Annotated in this window: 13 protein-coding genes, 1 tRNA gene and 2 riboswitches; of the genes, 1 reads left to right on the top strand and 13 read right to left on the bottom strand. The window is 35.9% G+C overall.

Going from position 1 to position 18,153, the window contains the following annotated elements; genetic code table 11:
* Positions 1–273: 273 nt before the first annotated feature.
* The 13 genes from eno to QQS35_RS02300 form a co-directional block, all read right to left on the bottom strand.
* A complete protein-coding gene (gene eno, locus QQS35_RS02360) occupies positions 274–1,560 on the bottom strand; it encodes a phosphopyruvate hydratase (RefSeq protein WP_285930159.1) in 1,287 nt (428 codons plus the stop codon).
* A 29-nt stretch (positions 1,561–1,589) separates the two neighbouring features.
* On the bottom strand, positions 1,590–3,128 hold the full coding sequence (gene gpmI, locus QQS35_RS02355; protein WP_285930158.1) for a 2,3-bisphosphoglycerate-independent phosphoglycerate mutase: 1,539 nt from the start codon (positions 3,126–3,128) through the stop codon (positions 1,590–1,592).
* Positions 3,125–3,883: a triose-phosphate isomerase gene (gene tpiA, locus QQS35_RS02350; RefSeq protein WP_285930157.1), complete on the bottom strand. Its 759-nt coding sequence runs from the start codon at positions 3,881–3,883 to the stop codon at positions 3,125–3,127. Before tpiA ends, gpmI begins: the two co-directional genes overlap by 4 nt.
* Positions 3,884–3,901: 18 nt before the next feature.
* The gene (locus QQS35_RS02345; protein ID WP_285930156.1) at positions 3,902–5,083 is read right to left on the bottom strand and encodes a phosphoglycerate kinase; all 1,182 of its coding nucleotides are present in this window, start codon (positions 5,081–5,083) and stop codon (positions 3,902–3,904) included.
* A 175-nt stretch (positions 5,084–5,258) separates the two neighbouring features.
* A complete protein-coding gene (gap, locus tag QQS35_RS02340) occupies positions 5,259–6,266 on the bottom strand; it encodes a type I glyceraldehyde-3-phosphate dehydrogenase (RefSeq protein ID WP_285930155.1) in 1,008 nt (335 codons plus the stop codon).
* A gap of 34 nt (positions 6,267–6,300) precedes the next feature.
* Positions 6,301–7,329, bottom strand: coding sequence for a sugar-binding transcriptional regulator (locus tag QQS35_RS02335; protein ID WP_285930154.1), 1,029 nt, complete (start codon positions 7,327–7,329; stop codon positions 6,301–6,303).
* 247 nt (positions 7,330–7,576) lie between these two features.
* Positions 7,577–7,807 (bottom strand): glutaredoxin family protein, encoded by a 231-nt coding sequence (locus QQS35_RS02330; RefSeq protein WP_285930153.1) that lies wholly within the window; start codon positions 7,805–7,807, stop codon positions 7,577–7,579.
* Between the two features lie 94 nt (positions 7,808–7,901).
* The gene (locus QQS35_RS02325) at positions 7,902–8,855 is read right to left on the bottom strand and encodes an L-lactate dehydrogenase (RefSeq protein ID WP_285930152.1); all 954 of its coding nucleotides are present in this window, start codon (positions 8,853–8,855) and stop codon (positions 7,902–7,904) included.
* A gap of 1,050 nt (positions 8,856–9,905) precedes the next feature.
* On the bottom strand, positions 9,906–11,135 hold the full coding sequence (locus QQS35_RS02320) for a homoserine dehydrogenase (RefSeq protein WP_285930151.1): 1,230 nt from the start codon (positions 11,133–11,135) through the stop codon (positions 9,906–9,908).
* Positions 11,136–11,213: 78 nt separating this feature from the next.
* Complete coding sequence (locus QQS35_RS02315; RefSeq protein ID WP_285930150.1) at positions 11,214–13,010, bottom strand: PLP-dependent aspartate aminotransferase family protein; 1,797 nt, start codon at positions 13,008–13,010, stop codon at positions 11,214–11,216.
* An 81-nt stretch (positions 13,011–13,091) separates the two neighbouring features.
* A riboswitch (SAM riboswitch) is annotated at positions 13,092–13,208 on the bottom strand.
* 91 nt (positions 13,209–13,299) lie between these two features.
* Complete coding sequence (metX, locus tag QQS35_RS02310; RefSeq protein ID WP_285930149.1) at positions 13,300–14,394, bottom strand: homoserine O-acetyltransferase MetX; 1,095 nt, start codon at positions 14,392–14,394, stop codon at positions 13,300–13,302.
* A gap of 121 nt (positions 14,395–14,515) precedes the next feature.
* Positions 14,516–14,631: riboswitch (SAM riboswitch) on the bottom strand.
* A 744-nt stretch (positions 14,632–15,375) separates the two neighbouring features.
* The gene (locus QQS35_RS02305) at positions 15,376–15,960 is read right to left on the bottom strand and encodes a hypothetical protein (protein ID WP_285930148.1); all 585 of its coding nucleotides are present in this window, start codon (positions 15,958–15,960) and stop codon (positions 15,376–15,378) included.
* Between the two features lie 624 nt (positions 15,961–16,584).
* Positions 16,585–16,657 (bottom strand) — tRNA-Arg (locus tag QQS35_RS02300).
* Between the two features lie 175 nt (positions 16,658–16,832).
* Between QQS35_RS02300 and QQS35_RS02295 the strand changes: the two genes are divergently transcribed.
* On the top strand, positions 16,833–17,525 hold the full coding sequence (locus tag QQS35_RS02295) for an alpha/beta fold hydrolase (protein ID WP_285930147.1): 693 nt from the start codon (positions 16,833–16,835) through the stop codon (positions 17,523–17,525).
* Positions 17,526–18,153 lie beyond the last annotated feature (628 nt).

Below are 18,153 nucleotides of genomic sequence, written 5' to 3'. Positions count from 1 at the left end.
TTACTAGTGAAGGAAGAATGCGTAGACTCCTACGGGAATAGCGCGAGCTGAAGATCCACTCAGAAGTGATCTTCTTCTGAGTTAGCTGAAGCCGTGCCCGTGGATAGCGTAGTATTCTGCCGGAACGGAGTTTTACCACTCAGTTATCACTGCATAAAAGTTAAGAATAGTTAGTGCAAACTTTACATCAAGTATCCAGCAACAAACTTTAGAAAACAGCTCACAAAAAATACCCTCGCCATTGTAACATGGCAAGGGTATTTATAAAATAAATTACTTATTCAAGTTGTAAAATGCTGTCTTACCAGCATAGATACCAGTTCCAACTAATTCATCTTCAATGCGAAGTAATTGGTTGTATTTTGCAACACGGTCTGTACGTGAAGGTGCACCAGTCTTAATTTGACCAGCATTTGTTGCAACTGCGATATCAGCAATTGTAGCATCTTCTGTTTCACCAGAACGGTGTGAGATAACAGCAGTATAACCTGCACGTTTAGCCATTTCAATTGCATCAAATGTTTCAGTAAGTGTACCAATTTGGTTCACTTTAACAAGAATTGAGTTACCTACACCTTGCTCAATACCTTGCTTCAAACGAACTGTGTTTGTAACGAACAAATCATCACCAACTAATTGAACACGATCACCAATACGATCTGTTAGAAGTTTATGACCTTCCCAGTCATTTTCATCTAGACCGTCTTCGATTGAAATAATTGGGTACTTGTTAATCATTTCTTCATACCAACCAACCATTTCTTCAGATGTACGAACTACACCTTCACCTTTAAGGTTGTATTTTCCATCTTCATAGAACTCAGAAGATGCAACGTCCATTGCTAGCATAACTTCTTCGCCTGGCTTGTAACCAGCAGCTTCAATTGCTTCAATGATTGTAGAAAGTGCTTCTTCATTTGATTTAAGGTTTGGCGCGAATCCACCCTCATCACCAACCGCAGTGTTAAGACCTTTTCCACTAAGAACTTTTTTCAATGAATGGAAAATCTCAGCACCCATACGTAATGCTTCACGGAAAGATGGAGCACCTACAGGCATAATCATAAATTCTTGAATGTCTACGTTATTATCAGCATGCTCTCCACCATTTACAATGTTCATCATTGGTGTTGGAAGTGTTTTTGCATTGAATCCACCAAGATAAGTATAAAGTGGAACACCAAGGAAATCAGCTGCTGCATGTGCTACAGCCATAGATACACCAAGGATTGCGTTAGCACCTAGTTTACCTTTGTTCTCTGTACCATCTAATTCAATAAGTAGTTCGTCGATAACAACTTGACGAGTAACATCTAATCCTAGTAATTCTGGAGCAATAATTTCGTTTACGTTCTCTACTGCTTTAAGAACACCTTTACCTAGGTAGCGTTCTTTATCACCGTCACGTAATTCAACTGCTTCGTGTTCACCAGTTGAAGCACCACTTGGTACTAGTGCTTTACCAAATGCTCCTGTTTCTGTGAAAATTTCTACTTCTACTGTTGGGTTACCACGGGAATCTAATACTTCGCGTGCATAAACGTCTGTAATGTATGGCATTGTTTAATACTCTCCTTTTATAAACTAAATTATTTTTTAATTAATGATTTTCCTGTCATTTCTTTTGGTTGATCTACCTGTAATAATTCTAACAATGTTGGTGATAAATCACCAAGAATACCACCATCGCGTAACTCGATATCTTTTTTCGTTACAATTACTGGTACAGGATTTGTTGTATGGGCAGTCATCGGTGTTCCATCAACAGAAACTACTTCATCAGAGTTACCGTGATCAGCCGTAATAATAGCATGCCCGCCTTTTTCAATTATTTTATCAACAATTTTACCAAGGCATTCATCAACAACTTCAATTGCTTTAATTGTTGGTTCTAACATTCCGGAGTGACCAACCATATCCGGGTTAGCAAAATTTAAAAGGATAGCATTTTGATTACCTTCATCAAGTTCCTTCAATAATGCATCTGTTACTTCATAAGCACTCATTTCTGGCTGAAGATCATACGTTGCTACTTTAGGTGAATCAATTAGGATTCGCTTTTCACCTGGAAATTCTTTTTCTCTACCGCCACTCATGAAAAATGTGACATGTGGATACTTTTCTGTTTCGGCAATACGTAATTGATTTAAGTTATTTTGTGCTAATACTTCACCTACAGTATTATCTAAATTAACTGGTTCGTATGCAACAAATCCATCAACCGTTTCACTGAAGTTAGTCAAGCCAACAAAGTGTAGGTTTTTTGGAACTTTATCCCCACGGTCAAAATCGCGGAAATCCTCATTAGCAAATGTACGAGAAATTTGAATCGCACGATCTGGTCTAAAGTTATAAAAAATTAATGAATCTTCATCTTCAATTGTAGCGATTGGTTGTCCTTGCTCATCAGTCATAACGGAAGGGAGAACAAACTCATCATAGATACCATTCTCATATGAATCATCTACTAGCGCCATAGGATCCTTGTAAGTCGGACCTTGGCCGTAAACCATAGCGTCATATGCTTTCTTTACTCTGTCCCAACGTTTATCTCTGTCCATGGAGTAATATCTACCTGATAGTGTCGCAATTTCTCCTACACCATACTCATCCATTACCTCTTGGACAGCTTTAATATACTTTTTAGCTGATTTTTGTCCAACGTCACGTCCATCTAGAAATCCGTGAACATAAACCTTCTTCAAATCTCGACTAGCAGCTAATTTTAATACTGCATACAAGTGCTCGATATGGCTATGGACGCCACCATCAGATAATAAACCAAATACATGTAGAGCTTTATTATTATCCTTCGCTTGATTTACTGCATTTACCAATACTTTATTCTCAAAGAAGTCACCTTCACGAATGGATAAGTTTACCCTTGTTAAGCTTTGATAGACAACTCTTCCAGCACCAATATTTAAGTGCCCTACTTCTGAATTACCCATTTGACCGTCTGGTAAACCAACAGCTTCGCCACTTGCTTGCAATTGATTATGTGGATATTGATTCCAAAAACGATCAAAATTAGGTGTGTTTGCCTGCTTAACAGCATTACCTACTACCTCATCACGAATGGCGTAACCATCAAGAATAATGAGTGCAGCTAATTTATCCTGACTCATTTTGCACCAGCCTCCACTAATTTTAAGAACGAATCAGCTTCAAGACTAGCTCCTCCAACTAATGCTCCATCAATGTCTGACTGAGATAATAATTCATCAACGTTGGCAGGTTTTACACTTCCACCATATTGAATTCGAACAGCTTCAGCAGCATCAGAAGAAACAAATTCACTTACAATACCACGAATATGTGTGCAAACTTCATTTGCTTGTTCTGTTGAAGCAGTTTTACCAGTTCCAATCGCCCAAATTGGTTCATAAGCAATAATTACTTCGTGTACTTGTGCATCACTTAGACCTTCTAACGCTTTTTTCACTTGTAACTCAACTACTGACATCGTCTCATTACTTTCCCGTTGTTCAAGTGTTTCGCCAACACAAATGATTGGTGTTAAAGCATTATTGAATGCTGCATGAACTTTTTTGTTAACTGTTTCGTCTGTTTCTGCGAACAATTCACGTCGTTCCGAGTGACCAATTACAACATAAGTAACCCCAATGTCTTTCAACATCACTGGACTAACTTCGCCTGTAAATGCCCCGTTCGCCTCATAGTGCATGTTTTGAGCAGCAATCTTCACATCAGAACCCTTAGCTCTTTCGACCAATGCAGCTAAATATGGGAATGGTGCGCAAATAACAGATTCTACTTTATCACTCGTAGGGATGTTGTCTTTCGTAGTTGCAACAAATTTCTCTGCTTCTGAAAGTACCTTGTTCATCTTCCAATTACCCGCGATTACTTTTTTTCTCATGTTAACACCTCTCCTCAATTATTTATCACTTAATACATTAACACCTGGTAGTACTTTACCTTCCATAAACTCTAAAGAAGCTCCACCACCAGTAGAAATGTGGTCCATCTTGTCAGCGAAATTGAATTTCTCAACAGCAGCTGCAGAGTCTCCTCCACCAATAACCGTATACCCTTCTGTTTCAGCAAGTGCTTTTGCTACTCCTGTTGTACCTTTAGCAAACGCCTCTATCTCAAATACACCCATTGGTCCGTTCCAGATAATAAGCTTTGAATCTTTTACGATTGAAGCGTATTTTTCTAGTGTTTTAGGTCCAATATCCAACGCTTCCCAATCAGCTGGAATGCTATCGATAGCTACAACTTGTGTATTTGCATCATTAGAAAAGTCATCTGCAACAATTGCATCAACTGGTAATACCATGTTAACACCTTTGTCTTTAGCTTTTTGCATGAATTCTTTTGCTAAATCAATTTTATCTTCTTCTAGAAGAGACTTTCCAATCTCATGACCTTGGGCTTTAATAAATGTATAAGCTAGACCACCACCAATAATCAGATTATCAACTTTGTCTAATAGATTATCAATAACACCAATCTTATCTTTTACTTTTGCTCCACCAATGATAGCAGTGAATGGACGCTCTGGATTAGAAAGTGCTTTTCCTAATACTTCAAGCTCTTTCTCTAACAGAAGACCAGCAGCAGAAGGCAAGTGTTCTGCAACACCAGCAGTTGAAGCATGCGCACGGTGTGCGGCACCAAATGCATCATTCACATAGAAATCAGCCATCTTAGCAAATTCTTTTGCTAATTCAGGATCATTTTTAGTTTCACCTGGATTAAAGCGAACGTTTTCTATTAATAATACGTCCCCGTCATTTAAATCTGCTAATGCTTTATCCACTTCCGGACCAAAAACTTCATCTGTCTTTGTAACAGTCTTATTAAGTAAATCGCTTAAACGTTTTGCAACAGGATCTAGTCTTAGCTCATCGACAACTTCACCATTTGGACGACCTAAGTGACTGGAAAGAATAACACGCGCTCCTTGGTCTACAAGATATTGAATCGTAGGTAGAGCTGCTTTAATTCTTGTATCATCTGTTACTTCTCCACCTGACATTGGCACGTTGAAATCTACACGACAAAATACTTTCTTTCCATTAACTGCTAAATCACGAATTGTTTTTTTATTCATTTTGCGGCCTCCTAGTATTTATCCCTAATTTTATGTTTCTTTTATGTATATTTCCACCCGAGAAACTATACAAGAAAAACCAAAGGAGCACATAGTTTAATGCAAAATGGGAGGAGGATTGATCCCCCTCCCACTTACATTTCCCTAATATTACTAATTTCTATTCAAGTTCTACTTAAAGTCCTTGTTTTTTAAGAAATACAGCTAAGTCTACACAACGAGAAGAGTAACCCATTTCGTTGTCATACCAAGATACAACCTTAACCATGTTACCTTCCATTACCATTGTAGAAAGAGCATCGATAGTAGAAGAATGAGGATCTCCAACATAATCAGCAGATACTAATGGCTCTTCACTATATCCTAAGATACCTTTAAGTTTTCCTTCTGCAGCTTCTTTAAATGCAGCGTTAACTTCTTCAGCAGTTACATCTTTATCAAGTTCAGCAACTAGATCTACAAGAGAACCATCTGGAGTAGGAACACGCATAGCCATACCATTTAATTTACCTTTTAATTCTGGAAGTACCAATGCAACTGCTTTTGCAGCTCCAGTACTTGTAGGAATAATGTTTTCAGCTGCCGCACGTGCACGACGGTAGTCTTTGTGTGGCAAGTCAAGAATTTGTTGATCATTTGTATAAGAGTGTACAGTTGTCATCATACCGCGCTTAAGACCAAATTTGTCATTAAGTATTTTTGCAAACGGTGCAAGACAGTTTGTTGTACAAGATGCGTTTGAAAGCACATGGTGGCTAGCAGCATCATATTTATCTTCGTTAACACCCATAACAATTGTAAGATCTTCATCATTAGCAGGAGCAGAAATAACTACTTTTTTCGCACCAGCATCAAGGTGTTTTTTAGCATCTTCACGCTTAGTAAAACGACCAGTAGATTCGATTACAACTTCAACGCCAAGATCTCCCCAACCAAGGTTAGCAGGATCGCGCTCGGAAAGTACTTTAATCTCTTTACCAGCTACTACTAGGTTTGTACCGTTTACTGTTACTTCTTCTTCAAGTTTCCCATGAACAGAATCGTATTTTAATAAGTGAGCAAGCATATTTGCATCTGTTAAATCATTAACAGCTACTACTTCCACCTCATTATTTTTTAGAGCTTGACGAAATACGTTTCTACCTATACGTCCAAAACCATTAATACCAACTTTTACAGTCATTCTTGTTTCCTCCTTGTTTTTGAAAAAAATATATTTAAAGGGAAAATCCCCTTATTAACTCATTTGCTGCAGCTTCATCAGTTATTAATACATTGCTTTTACCTTGTCTGAAGTAAGAGATTATCGCTTTAGCTTTTGATTCTCCCCCAGCAACTGCAATGACACAATTAGTATCAGACAAATCCTCCAATTGAATACCTACGGTTCTAACTTTATGAACAACTTCCCCGTAATCATTGAAGTAATAACCAAATGCCTCACTTACTGCATTACCCGCTTTTATCTTTTTTAACACTTGTTCAGATGCTTTTCTTCGTTTTGCCATTGTAATTGCATCGCCTATGCCATGAATTACTACAGCAGCTTCATGAATTAGGTCTAGAACTTCTTTTACGGAAGGTTCACCAATAATGGATTGATATGATTCCTCACTCAGTTGGTCAGGTACATATAACAACCGGTACTGCCCATTTGCTTTTTTGGCCATCTCAGCACAAATCGTGTTTGCTTGATTTTCCACACGTTCGCCAAGTCCGCCACGCGCAGGAACAAACATGCAATTATTGATACCCTTTAGCGGCTTCATCACTTCAGCTACAGCTGCCATTGAAGTTCCACCAGTAACAGCTATCGTTTGATCTGAGTTAAGCATTGATTTTAGAAATTGTACGCATGCTTTCCCTAACTCTTGTTTTACCCAATCATGCTCATCACTATTACCTGGAATAACAATTACATGGTCCAATTGTAATTTATCCTTAATGTGTTGTTCTAAAACACTAAATCCAGAAACTTCTTTCATAAAGTTTGCTAATTGATCAAGAACATCATTGCCTGATCTAGTTAAATGCATGCCTTTGGCAGTAACATCAATAAAGCCATTTTTGTTTAAAAAATCAATTTCACTTCGAACAATTCTTTCTGTCATATCAATGTTATCAGCCAAACTCCTTCGACCAATTGGTTCCATTAAGTGAATATAATGCAAAATTTTGTATCTTCGCTGCATGACATCGAGCAGATCAGGGAATAATTTCTTTTGAAGATCTATCAATGCTCTCATGAGTAAACTCCTTTTATATAATCTCCTGGGATAATTGCGTCCCTGCTAGTCATATAATGTCCCGCAAGCGGCAAAAAAACCTTTTCCATTAATTATTGTATCAGATGCCTGTATTTACCACAACTAATTTCTACATATTTTTTGTTAAGGTTTTGTTAACACTATTCCCTTTTCAGTGTTAATTTACTCACTATATGCTTGACAATGGAAGTATAAGCTATTATCTGTCTAAAATATAGAAGGTACCTTATATATATTGTAACAGTTGTTCCATGTTTATTTGCCCATAATCAACCTCTATACCATCAACTTCTACAACCGGAATCATTAATTGATACTTCTCAAGTAAGTTATCATCTTCATATATATCAACTTCATTTAATACAAAGACTGAATCTTTTTGTAACATTAATAGCAGTTGTTTTGCCTCTTCACATAAAGGGCAATTTTTTTTCGTATATAAAATGACTTGCTTCATTATCTAAGCCTCCTGTTACCAATATCCTTTTTTTATTATTAAAGAAAAAAACTCCTCTATACAATTATAGAGGAGTTTTTTAGTCTGGTAAAACTTAACCTAGTGCTTTGTTAGTCATCTCTTTTAAAATTGAAGCTGAGTTTTCTAGTTGCTTCTGTTCTTTCTCATTTAGATCTAATTCAACGACCTGACGAATACCATATTCATTTACGATCGCAGGTACACCTAAAAATACATTTTTTAATCCATATTCACCATCTAGCAACGTTGATACAGTGACAATTGAATTTTCATTATGTAAAATTGCTTTTGTTAACCGAACAAGTCCTAAAGCAATTCCATAATATGTTGCGCCTTTACGTTCAATGATATGGTAAGCTGCATCGCGCACATTTTCAAAAATGGCTTGCATTTCTTTGTCTTCCTCGATTTTTTCAATATTTGCATACCTACTTAACGGAATACCTCCTATTTGGACATGACTCCAAACTGGCAATTCTGAGTCACCATGCTCTCCCATTATATAAGCATGCACGTTACGAGAATCAACCTCGAAATGTTCACTTAACAAATAACGAAATCTTGCAGTGTCTAGAATAGTACCTGAACCAATCACTCGCTCTTTTGGCAACCCTGATACTTCAAGTGTAACATGACTTAAAATATCAACAGGGTTTGTCGCTACAAGGAAGATTCCTTTAAAACCAACATCCATAATGGTACTTACTATACTTCTGAAAATTTTTGCATTTTTAGTAACTAAGTCTAATCTAGTTTCACCTGGTTGTTGATTTGCTCCAGCTGTAATTACTACTAAATCAGCATTACTACATTCTTGGTAATCACCTGCGCGAATTTTCATCGGAGAACCAAATGGCATGCCATGATTTAAATCTCTTGCTTCTCCCTCTGCCTTTTCACGATTTAAGTCTACTAAGACAAGTTCATTGACAACCCCTTGATTCAATAAGGAGAATGCATAACTAGAACCTACAAATCCAGTTCCAATAACAACTACTTTTCTCGTTTTCGTTAGTCCGTTTTTCATCTTAACCATCCTTTCCTTGCAAAAAAGTTATTCTCACTCATTTAACGACTCATGGAAATTACAATCCTTATTTACTATTTTCCCAAAAAGCCAAACCATACACTTAAAAATAACATGTTCACCAAGTTTTCATTTTAACTTTTATAACTACTAAGTTGATATTCTACTGTTACTATATCCTATTTAGCATCTGGAAAACACAGTATTTTCAAAAAATATTGTTTAACTATTCATTTGCATATGACGTTGTTCACATATACTCCGGTGGCAAAAGCAAAAACAAAGGAAGATTCAGACGTAACCGAATTTGCCGAATAACTAGCATTTATCTTTGACAAAGCATCTAAAAGAGATTTCGAGTGGTGAAATTGTAGGGTTTGATATTAAACTGATAGAATAAAAATAGGAGAAAAGCCTGGAATTTAAAACAAAATACTTATTATGTACCTAGCAGGACAAGTCAATTAAATAGATTCTCTTCTGCATCAGTAATTGTTCCGGGGTAGATCCGGAAATGCAAGAATGTATGTGTGATGAACTGACCCTCCTTTATGGGAACGTTTATACCTACTCCATTGGTTACTTTATTCCAAGAATTTAAAAATGGTGAATGGGTTAAGGTGCTAAATAGATATTAAACTGATTACTATATCATTTTTTTGTTTCAAGTTTGTTTAAAAAGACAATAATTGTCATTGTGACTATAGCTTCTAATATATTCATTCTCCAATTAAATGAGTTTGTGAAGATATAATCGAATATGCAAAGCAAAAAATACAGAGCTAAACCTAAGATGATTTCTATCTTTTTATTCATAAAGAACTTTTTAATCATAAAGAATTCCTTTCATCATTTTGTCACAATTATACAATAAATGATTGTAAACTTAAATCCTTCGATTTTCTTTTAGCGATACCTCACTACTATTCTATCGTGTTTACAGTCCTGTTAAATTTACAGCTGTACAAAAAAACTCTCCCTGTCAACTATATACAGAGAGAGTTAGTTAAAATTGCTGATTTAATTAAAGAAGTTTGGTTTTTTAAAAAACTAAACCGTTGCTATTTCCTTTTCGGAAATCGGTAATATATTAATTCTAAATCCAGTAATATCTTGGGACCTGTCTACTATTTCTTTAACTTCTTGATAGCTACCTCTTACTTGAGAACATTGTATAGATTGAAGACCAATTGGTACTAACCATTCACTGACAATTTCAATATTTGTCATTGGTTCAAGAGGGCCAATCATTAACCATTCTTGTTGTTGATTGATGTTTTTCGAAGCAAAGGATACATCATCGGTAACCAACTTTTCATCGTTGAGTTTATAAATATTCACTAAATCCTCGATAATAGCACTAGCAGTTGGAAATGAGCCCGCCCCAGGTCCTTGTAATGAAAGTTCGCCAACAACATCGCCTGTTATAATAATCGAATTGTTTACACCCTCTACCGAATAAAGGGCGTGCTCTTTAGATACTAATATAGGTTCAATCGAAGCATAAATAAGACCATTTATATTTTCCAATGTTGCAACATGCTTGATTCGATAACCGATCGACTTCGCCGCCTCAATGTGGGCAGCTTCTACATGACGAATCCCTTTATGTGGAATGTCTTTCCAATCCGGTTGGCTTCCGAATAACAAATCACTTATAATCATTAGCTTATAAAAAGCATCCCAACCATCAATATCGTTCGATGGATCCGCTTCAGCATATCCATTTTGTTGTGCCAAAAGCAATGCCTCATGAAAAGAAGATTGTTTTTCACGAATATCCGTTAAGATATAGTTAGAAGTACCGTTAAGAATCGCTTCTATCTTCACGACTGAATTGAGACGCAGCAAATGCTTTAATGTACTAATAACTGGAATACCACCCGCCACCGCGGCTTCATATTCTAAACGAGCGTTATATTCATTTGCGATTTTTCTTAACTCTGCGCCTTTATGGGCTAATAGTTCCTTATTTGCTGTAATGACATGTATACCTTTTTTAAGGATCTTAGTTACATAACTATAGCCAGGTTCTACACCTACAATTGCTTCGACTACCACTTCTAATTCAGGTATATTAATGATTTGATCAATATCAGAACTAAGGAGAATACCTTTATCAATAGCTCTTTGTTTAGAATCGTCTTGAACTAAAATACCTACTACTTCTACCTTTTTACCTAACAGGGATTCAAGACGTTGCTGATGGGTTTGAATGACTTGGTACACTCCTTCACCAACTGTACCAAACCCTAACAAAGCAACTTTTATATTGCCCATATCCCCATCCTCCTCTTCCTATTGATCTTTTACTTATCATGTTAAAAGTTAACATTCCATATAACTGGTTAATCATAATTAAATTTCACAAGCATATGTTGAAATCGAACCACGTAAACGTTGTGCTTCTTTATACGTACATCTGTTATGAACAACTTCTATTCCAGCTGCTACTGCAATTTCAGCTGCCTCTGGAGACACAACTCCCTCTTGTAGCCAGAAAAGTTTTGGTTTTATCTGAACCGCTTCTTTCGCAACTCCTACAGCAGCTTCTGGCTTTCTGAATACTTGAACTACATCAATAGCAAAAGGTATGCTCAATAAATCAGGGTAGGCTTTTTCACCAAGTATTTCTGTTTCTTTTGGATTAACTGGTACAATTTTATATCCAAGACGTTGCATCTTTCTTGCTAAACGATAACTAGGTCGACCTTCTTTACCACTTAAACCAACAACCGCTAACGTCTTTTGACGAGTTACCTCATTACCATTTTCGTCCGTTCTTTCAATTGCAGAGTTTAATGCCCAACGAATGACACCTTCATCATTAATGACGATTTCTTCTGTTCCTCCAGTAGAGATTCCTGTCGCTTTAGCAAGTGCTTGATTTAAGTCATTTTTAATATCTCTAATGGATTCAATCCCAACAGATAGACGAACAAGCTCTTCTTTAACACCTGTTTCTTCTAATTGTTGTTTAGATAATTGTTGGTGCGTTGTCGAAGCTGGATGAATGATTAACGATTTCGCATCACCAACATTAGCAACGTGTGACCATAACGAAACATTATTTATCAACTTCTTACCGGCTTCTTTACCGCCTTTTATACCAAATACAATCACAGAACCAAATCCATTTTTCAAAATTCGCTTACCTATTTGATGCGCTGGATGACTTTCAAGACCAGGGTAAGACACCCATTCAACAGCCGGATGACTTTCTAAGTAAGTTGCAAGTTCTGCAGCATTCTGATTATGTCTTTCAACTCTTAAGTGCAATGTCTCTAATCCTTGCAACAATTGGAAAGCATTAAACGGACTAAGTGCCGCACCAAAATCTCTTAATAGTTGCACACGTACCTTTGTACTAAATGCTAATGTGCCAAAATCAACAGCATATCTGATGCCATTATAGCTCGGATCTGGTTCTGTAAATTGTGGATACTTTTCTGAGTTCCAGTCAAAACGTCCACCATCAATAATTATTCCACCGATTGATGTACCATGACCACCAATCCACTTTGTTGCGGAATGGACAACAATGTCAGCACCTAATTCAATTGGTTTACAACTATGCGGTGTGGCAAATGTATTATCAATTATGAGTGGTACACCTGCTTGATGTGCAATTTCAGAAACTGCTTCAATATCTAATACATGTAATCCTGGATTGCCGATTGTCTCTCCAAATACCGCTTTTGTTTTATCATTAATTGCTGCCTTAAAGTTATTTGGATCTGTTGGGTCAACAAATTTTACATTGATTCCGTAGCGCGGAAGTGTGATTGCAAATAGATTATATGTACCACCATATAGATTAGTAGCTGCTACAATTTCATCACCTGCACTTGCTACGTTTAGGATTGATAGTGTAATAGCTGACATTCCAGAAGATGTGGCAACTGCAGCAACACCATCTTCAAGTAAAGCCAATCTTTTTTCGAATACATCGACAGTAGGATTACCAATACGAGAATAAATGTTTCCTGGTTCGTCTAAAGCAAAAAGACGCTCCGCATGTTCGGTATCGTGGAAAACGTACGATGTCGTTTGGTAAAGAGGAACTGCTCTTGATCCTGTTGTTGGGTCCGGCGCTTGCCCCCCATGTAATGATAATGTTTCAAGATCATACGTTGTATTTTTGTACTCTGTCATGTTAACTTCCCCCTAATATTTATAATAAAAAAACAAAAAGAGCCAACTTTTTTAAGAAGAAGGCTCATTATCTCAATCCTCCTCTTATCTGCTAGGAAATAGCTTCCTACAGGAATTAGCACCTTTTCAAGTTAGTAAAATAACTTTGATGGTTGCTGGGCATCGTCGGGCCAGTCCCTCCGCCTCTCTGGATAAGAGATCCAAAAATTATTAAATTATTCATTCGTATTTAAGAGAATACTATGTTTTTAGAATTTTGTCAAAATTGTTTATACCCTTGTTGGTAGAATTATTTTTGGTTATGAAGCATCTTCAAATGTTGTTCAATACGTGCACCCCATTTTTCGAATTCTACAAGGAATCCATCATGACCAAAGCGCGTATCCACTTCATCAAAAGTGGTTATTTTATCAGTTACCTGTAAGTGCTCAACCAATTGTTTTAACTCACTTGTAGGAAATAGTAAATCACCTGAGTAGCCAATCGCATGTAATGGCTTGGTAATTGCTGATGCAGCTTTTTTCCAACCACCACGTTCTCTTCCTATATCATGCGTATCCATTGCTTTTAATAAATACAAATAACTATTCGCATCAAATCGCTTCGTCAATTTCTTCCCTTGATAATCAAGGTAAGATTCAATCTCATAAGCAATCTCCTCATGAGCCACCCCTACTGGACCACGTTGCTCTCTCCCGAATCGTTCATTAAACAAATCTCCAGAACGATAAGTAATCATTCCAACCATTCTCGCTAGACTCAATCCATGTTCTGGTATATCTTCCTGTGTATAATTCCCATTATTCCATTTCGGGTCTTGTAAAATAGCTAAACGAGCAATGTTATTAAAAGCAATCGCATAATCGTTCAGAAAAGGTGTCACAGCAATTGGAAATAAAGCATCCATTTTGTTTGGATACATTATCCCCCATTCAAGTACTTGCATACCACCTAAGGAACCACCTATAACAGCTTTCAAATGCTCAATACCTATCTTTTCTAATGCTTGGTATTGTGCCTGGACCATATCTCGAATCGTTATAAATGGAAACTCCGTTTGGTATGGTTTTCCTGTTAATGGATTTATGCTTAATGGTCCTGTTGATTGATTACATCCGCCTAACACATTAAAAGAGATAACCTGATATTTATCTAAATCTATATAACCACCATGCCCGATTAGGTTAGCCCAATAACCAGGAGCGTCCTCGTTCCCTACGCAATCTTGTGTTCCTGTTAAAGCGTGACATACGAGGATAGCAGGTAAATTCGTCGATCCAACACGTTCATAAGCTAGTTCTACATTAGGAAGAATTTTTCCTGATTCGAGCCTTAGCTCACCAATATTAATAACCCCTGTATCTCTTCGTGTGGCAACTTTCATAAGAAGCACTACCACCTTTCTAAGTAAATAAATACACAATTAAAAAGTTGACAGAAACCTATAGTTCCTAGACATATAAAAAACCTCTCTTAAGAAAGAGAGGTTGATTGGTAATCTACTCCTCTTATCTACTCTAAGCAATTAAGCTTAGCAGGAATTGGCACCTTTCCAAATGGTAATCCATTTGATGGTTGCCGGGCTTCAAAGGGCCAGTCCCTCCACCTCTCTCGATAAGACTATGTAATTGTCAAAATTCCGAAACATTTGCTATCAAAAAGTTTAGCATGGCTAACAAGTACTGTCAATCATAATAAGTGAGAAAACTCTGAAAAGTTCGTTAACTTACAATAGGGGATAGTAATACTTAAGATGGTCTCCGGTTATGAGTTCAATCTTTTTCTTTCAGAGTGAAGCAACTACATTTAACATTTTGCGATAATGATTTAATTTTACTAATTGTTTGCGATTCAATTGAAGAAATTCTTTATGTTGCCTAATCGACTTTTTATAAACAGCCTATATCCAAAATGATAATTCTATCCTATATGGTTGCTAACACTTTTGATTTTTGCTGAAGGAAGTTTTGTATTGTTTGCAACCTTCTTTTGCACTTTATCCACTCGAATCCTTTGTTTAATACGACTCGACAGCTTTTCATTTTTTAAAATTCAGTAAGAATAAAGATACCTTAAATAGATTATGCAAAAAGCTAAACGCTAAAATTAGCGTTTAGCTTTTTTATCAGAAGTTCTCATATATTTTTTCATATATATTAGAAGAAAAACAAAAAATAGTAATCTTATCAATCTACTTACAAAACTGATAGTTATGTGAGTATCTATCCCAAATATAAATATATTTTCATCTATATTGAAACCGAAAATAATATCAAACAGAACGAATAAACCAGTTATCCAAAGTATAGTTAATAGAAAATTCTTCATACTTCATGTATCCTTTCCAGTTAAAAGTCTAGGTGATTTAAAGAAGTATAAATACAATTGCTCTTGAAGCCATGCCAGCTAACCAACCTGGAACACCTATATTTTTCATTTGTGTAGTTAAAGCTGACGTGATGTCGCCCTGAAAATTAATTACTACATTTAAAGAGTCCATAACAACTTGATATTTAGTATAATTTTCAAGAGTAGTTTTTGCGCCAGAAGGAATAGGTAATTTGTTTATGTACTCCTTCACTGTTGAATTCCAGGCGTATGCGCCATAACCTCTTAGTTTTTTAATCATCGCTTTCGCTGCAATTGCAGCAGATTTTGACTTTACTCCCTGCGGTTCTATAACTATATCATTATTTAAAGAAACATCAGATACACTCTTGTTTTTAGGTGTTACTTTTTCAAACTCCTCTTGTAGACCTGTTAAAATGTCCTCCTCGGAAATGTTGTGTTTTTCTAATTCATTTTTTAATTCCTCAATTTTTTCCAATTCGCTCTGATCCACCGATGTAGAATTAGAAGCACCTACTGAAGGAGCCACCATTGTAAAAAGGAATACGAAACTAAGTACAACTAAAAATACCTTGCTAGTTAATGGGTTTTTAAGATTCAAAATTAATTCCTCCTATTTTTAAAATTTAATTCTATTAAACTGTACAATTTGTAAAATGAAGTAGTCAATTTCCAAATATGGTAATTTAAACCACAATAACTACCCTAAGCTATATATATATATCGAATGATTACAATTACTACCAATTACTTTATAAAAAACTAGTAAATCAACTTCCATATTTCTAGTGTGTAATATAATTATATTGTTATGGTATTGCCGTGAGAATGAATAAATTATTACATATGAACTAACACCGTTAGAAGCTCATATAAACATTTTTCATGTTTAATGACTTGTATAACCATCAGTAAAAAACCAATGGTACATTGGGGTGAGTCAATTTCTTAATTACCTTAATTAAACTTCCAGATCATTTAAATCCAATTATTGAAAAAAATACTAAACAAATAGCGATAGTAGAGCGTAATTATGAGTTTAACGGACTGATTTGGATAGAAGAAAACAATAATATTCAAGTGAAGCCTACTTGGGATTGTATTATATCTTTCGATGCTGATTATAAAATCTTAATATTCCAACATTTTAAAAGTTATACAAACGAATAAAATAGAAAGGACAAGGGGCGAATTCGCACCCTTGTCCTTTCTATTTTTGTAGTAGCGCGCCCGGAGGGATTTGAACCCCCGACTCATGGTACCGGAAACCATTGCTCTATCCCCTGAGCTACGGGCGCATATTTTAATTTGATAAGTAACCCCAGTAAAAATGGGACAAAAACAATTATAACCGATAAATCAATTTTATTCAATTTAAACTCATATTTTTTCAAACTGCCCAAACGAATAGGCCATTCACTACATAAGGTATATGGTCAGACACACATTTTTAAAATGAAAAGGATGAAAAATATGACAAAATATAAAACTAATGTGGGAAACTATCAAATGGCTTACCAGTTCTATGATAATCCTAGTAATGAAGTTGTAGTATTTATCCATGGAATTCCAACTAACTCTCATTTATGGGATCAAATAGTGCCATACGTTAATAAAGATTTCAAAGTAATTGCAGTTGACATGATTGGATACGGGGATTCTGACCGTGCCCCTTATTATGACTTAACGCTTCCCAAACAGGCAGCCTATGTTATAAGCCTATTGGCCCAATTAGGTATAGAAAAGGCAAACTTAGTAGGACATGATCTTAGAGGTGGGGTTGTTCAAATTCTTTCCGTAACAAATCCTCACCGGATTAAAAGCCTTACAATTGCAGATGGTGTTACTTATTCAAACTGGCCGCTTCCAAAAGTTGTTTCTATTCGTTATCCTACAGCTTTTGAATTTCAACCGTCTCCTTTATTTATCGAAAGAATGTTACGTGAAGGTCTTTATCATCCGCAGTTACTACCACCTTATTTATTAGAAAAATTCACAAAACAGTTTTCCGGCGAGCAAGGTCAACTAGCCCTGCAACAAGCATCCTTTGCGCTTGATCATCACCAGACAGAAGATATCGTACCATACCTTCCAAAGGTTACCCTACCAGTTAAGCTTATGTGGGGACAGCACGATAGATACCTTCCACCCTATTGGGAAAGATAACTAGATCAAACCTTTCCTAATTCAAGCTTTACAATCATTGAAAATGCAAACATTATAGCATGTTAAATCAACCGTCTTTATTCGCTAGCCACTTATTAGAACATCTAAAATTTCACTAACAGTTTTTCAACTCAGGATTATTTTCTTCTATTCTAAAAAAGAAGGAGATTATTTTATTTATGTCAAAATAGTTATTAATGATAAAAGTGTATTCCATGAAAAGAGGGTATTTGCTTCGAATTAAGTACTCATCTTTAGAAGGAGCGAAATTAAAGCTATGTTGTAGTTTTATAAACTGCAACGGTTAATACCGTCAAAACTTACGATATACTTTTATAAATAAAATCATCAACCCACTTTACACAAAACGGTAGTACTAAAAAGACATATAAGTTAGTATTATAATCATACATATTTTAATGTTTATTTCATAAAAAATAGGGAAGGATGGAATTAGATTTAAATTGGTCAAAGCAGTTATAAAATGAAGGCAGAAGCACAACCAAATCAACAAATTAAATTATCAGTACATTCAATAAAGTGTATTGTTTGACCTTCACTGACCAATTAGTTAAGATAAGAATAGTTAGTCATCTACATAGGTGAAATAACTAAGCTAAAGGAGGAG

Origin of the sequence: Aquibacillus rhizosphaerae (genome assembly GCF_030282825.1) — a bacterium.
Lineage (GTDB): Bacteria > Bacillota > Bacilli > Bacillales > Amphibacillaceae > Aquibacillus_C > Aquibacillus_C rhizosphaerae.
Note: the sequence above shows the minus strand (reverse complement) of the source record. Positions and strands in the feature narration are given on the sequence as shown.

Excerpts from the sequence above, each read along its gene's own strand:
- eno (WP_285930159.1), bottom strand. The coding sequence starts at position 1,560 with ATGCCATACATTACAGACGTTTATGCACGCGAAGTATTAGATTCCCGT.
- gpmI (WP_285930158.1), bottom strand. The coding sequence starts at position 3,128 with ATGAGTCAGGATAAATTAGCTGCACTCATTATTCTTGATGGTTACGCC.
- tpiA (WP_285930157.1), bottom strand. The coding sequence starts at position 3,883 with ATGAGAAAAAAAGTAATCGCGGGTAATTGGAAGATGAACAAGGTACTT.
- QQS35_RS02345 (WP_285930156.1), bottom strand. The coding sequence starts at position 5,083 with ATGAATAAAAAAACAATTCGTGATTTAGCAGTTAATGGAAAGAAAGTA.
- gap (WP_285930155.1), bottom strand. The coding sequence starts at position 6,266 with ATGACTGTAAAAGTTGGTATTAATGGTTTTGGACGTATAGGTAGAAAC.
- QQS35_RS02335 (WP_285930154.1), bottom strand. The coding sequence starts at position 7,329 with ATGAGAGCATTGATAGATCTTCAAAAGAAATTATTCCCTGATCTGCTC.
- QQS35_RS02330 (WP_285930153.1), bottom strand. The coding sequence starts at position 7,807 with ATGAAGCAAGTCATTTTATATACGAAAAAAAATTGCCCTTTATGTGAA.
- QQS35_RS02325 (WP_285930152.1), bottom strand. The coding sequence starts at position 8,855 with ATGAAAAACGGACTAACGAAAACGAGAAAAGTAGTTGTTATTGGAACT.
- QQS35_RS02320 (WP_285930151.1), bottom strand. The coding sequence starts at position 11,135 with ATGGGCAATATAAAAGTTGCTTTGTTAGGGTTTGGTACAGTTGGTGAA.
- QQS35_RS02315 (WP_285930150.1), bottom strand. The coding sequence starts at position 13,010 with ATGACAGAGTACAAAAATACAACGTATGATCTTGAAACATTATCATTA.
- metX (WP_285930149.1), bottom strand. The coding sequence starts at position 14,394 with ATGAAAGTTGCCACACGAAGAGATACAGGGGTTATTAATATTGGTGAG.
- QQS35_RS02295 (WP_285930147.1), top strand. The coding sequence starts at position 16,833 with ATGACAAAATATAAAACTAATGTGGGAAACTATCAAATGGCTTACCAG.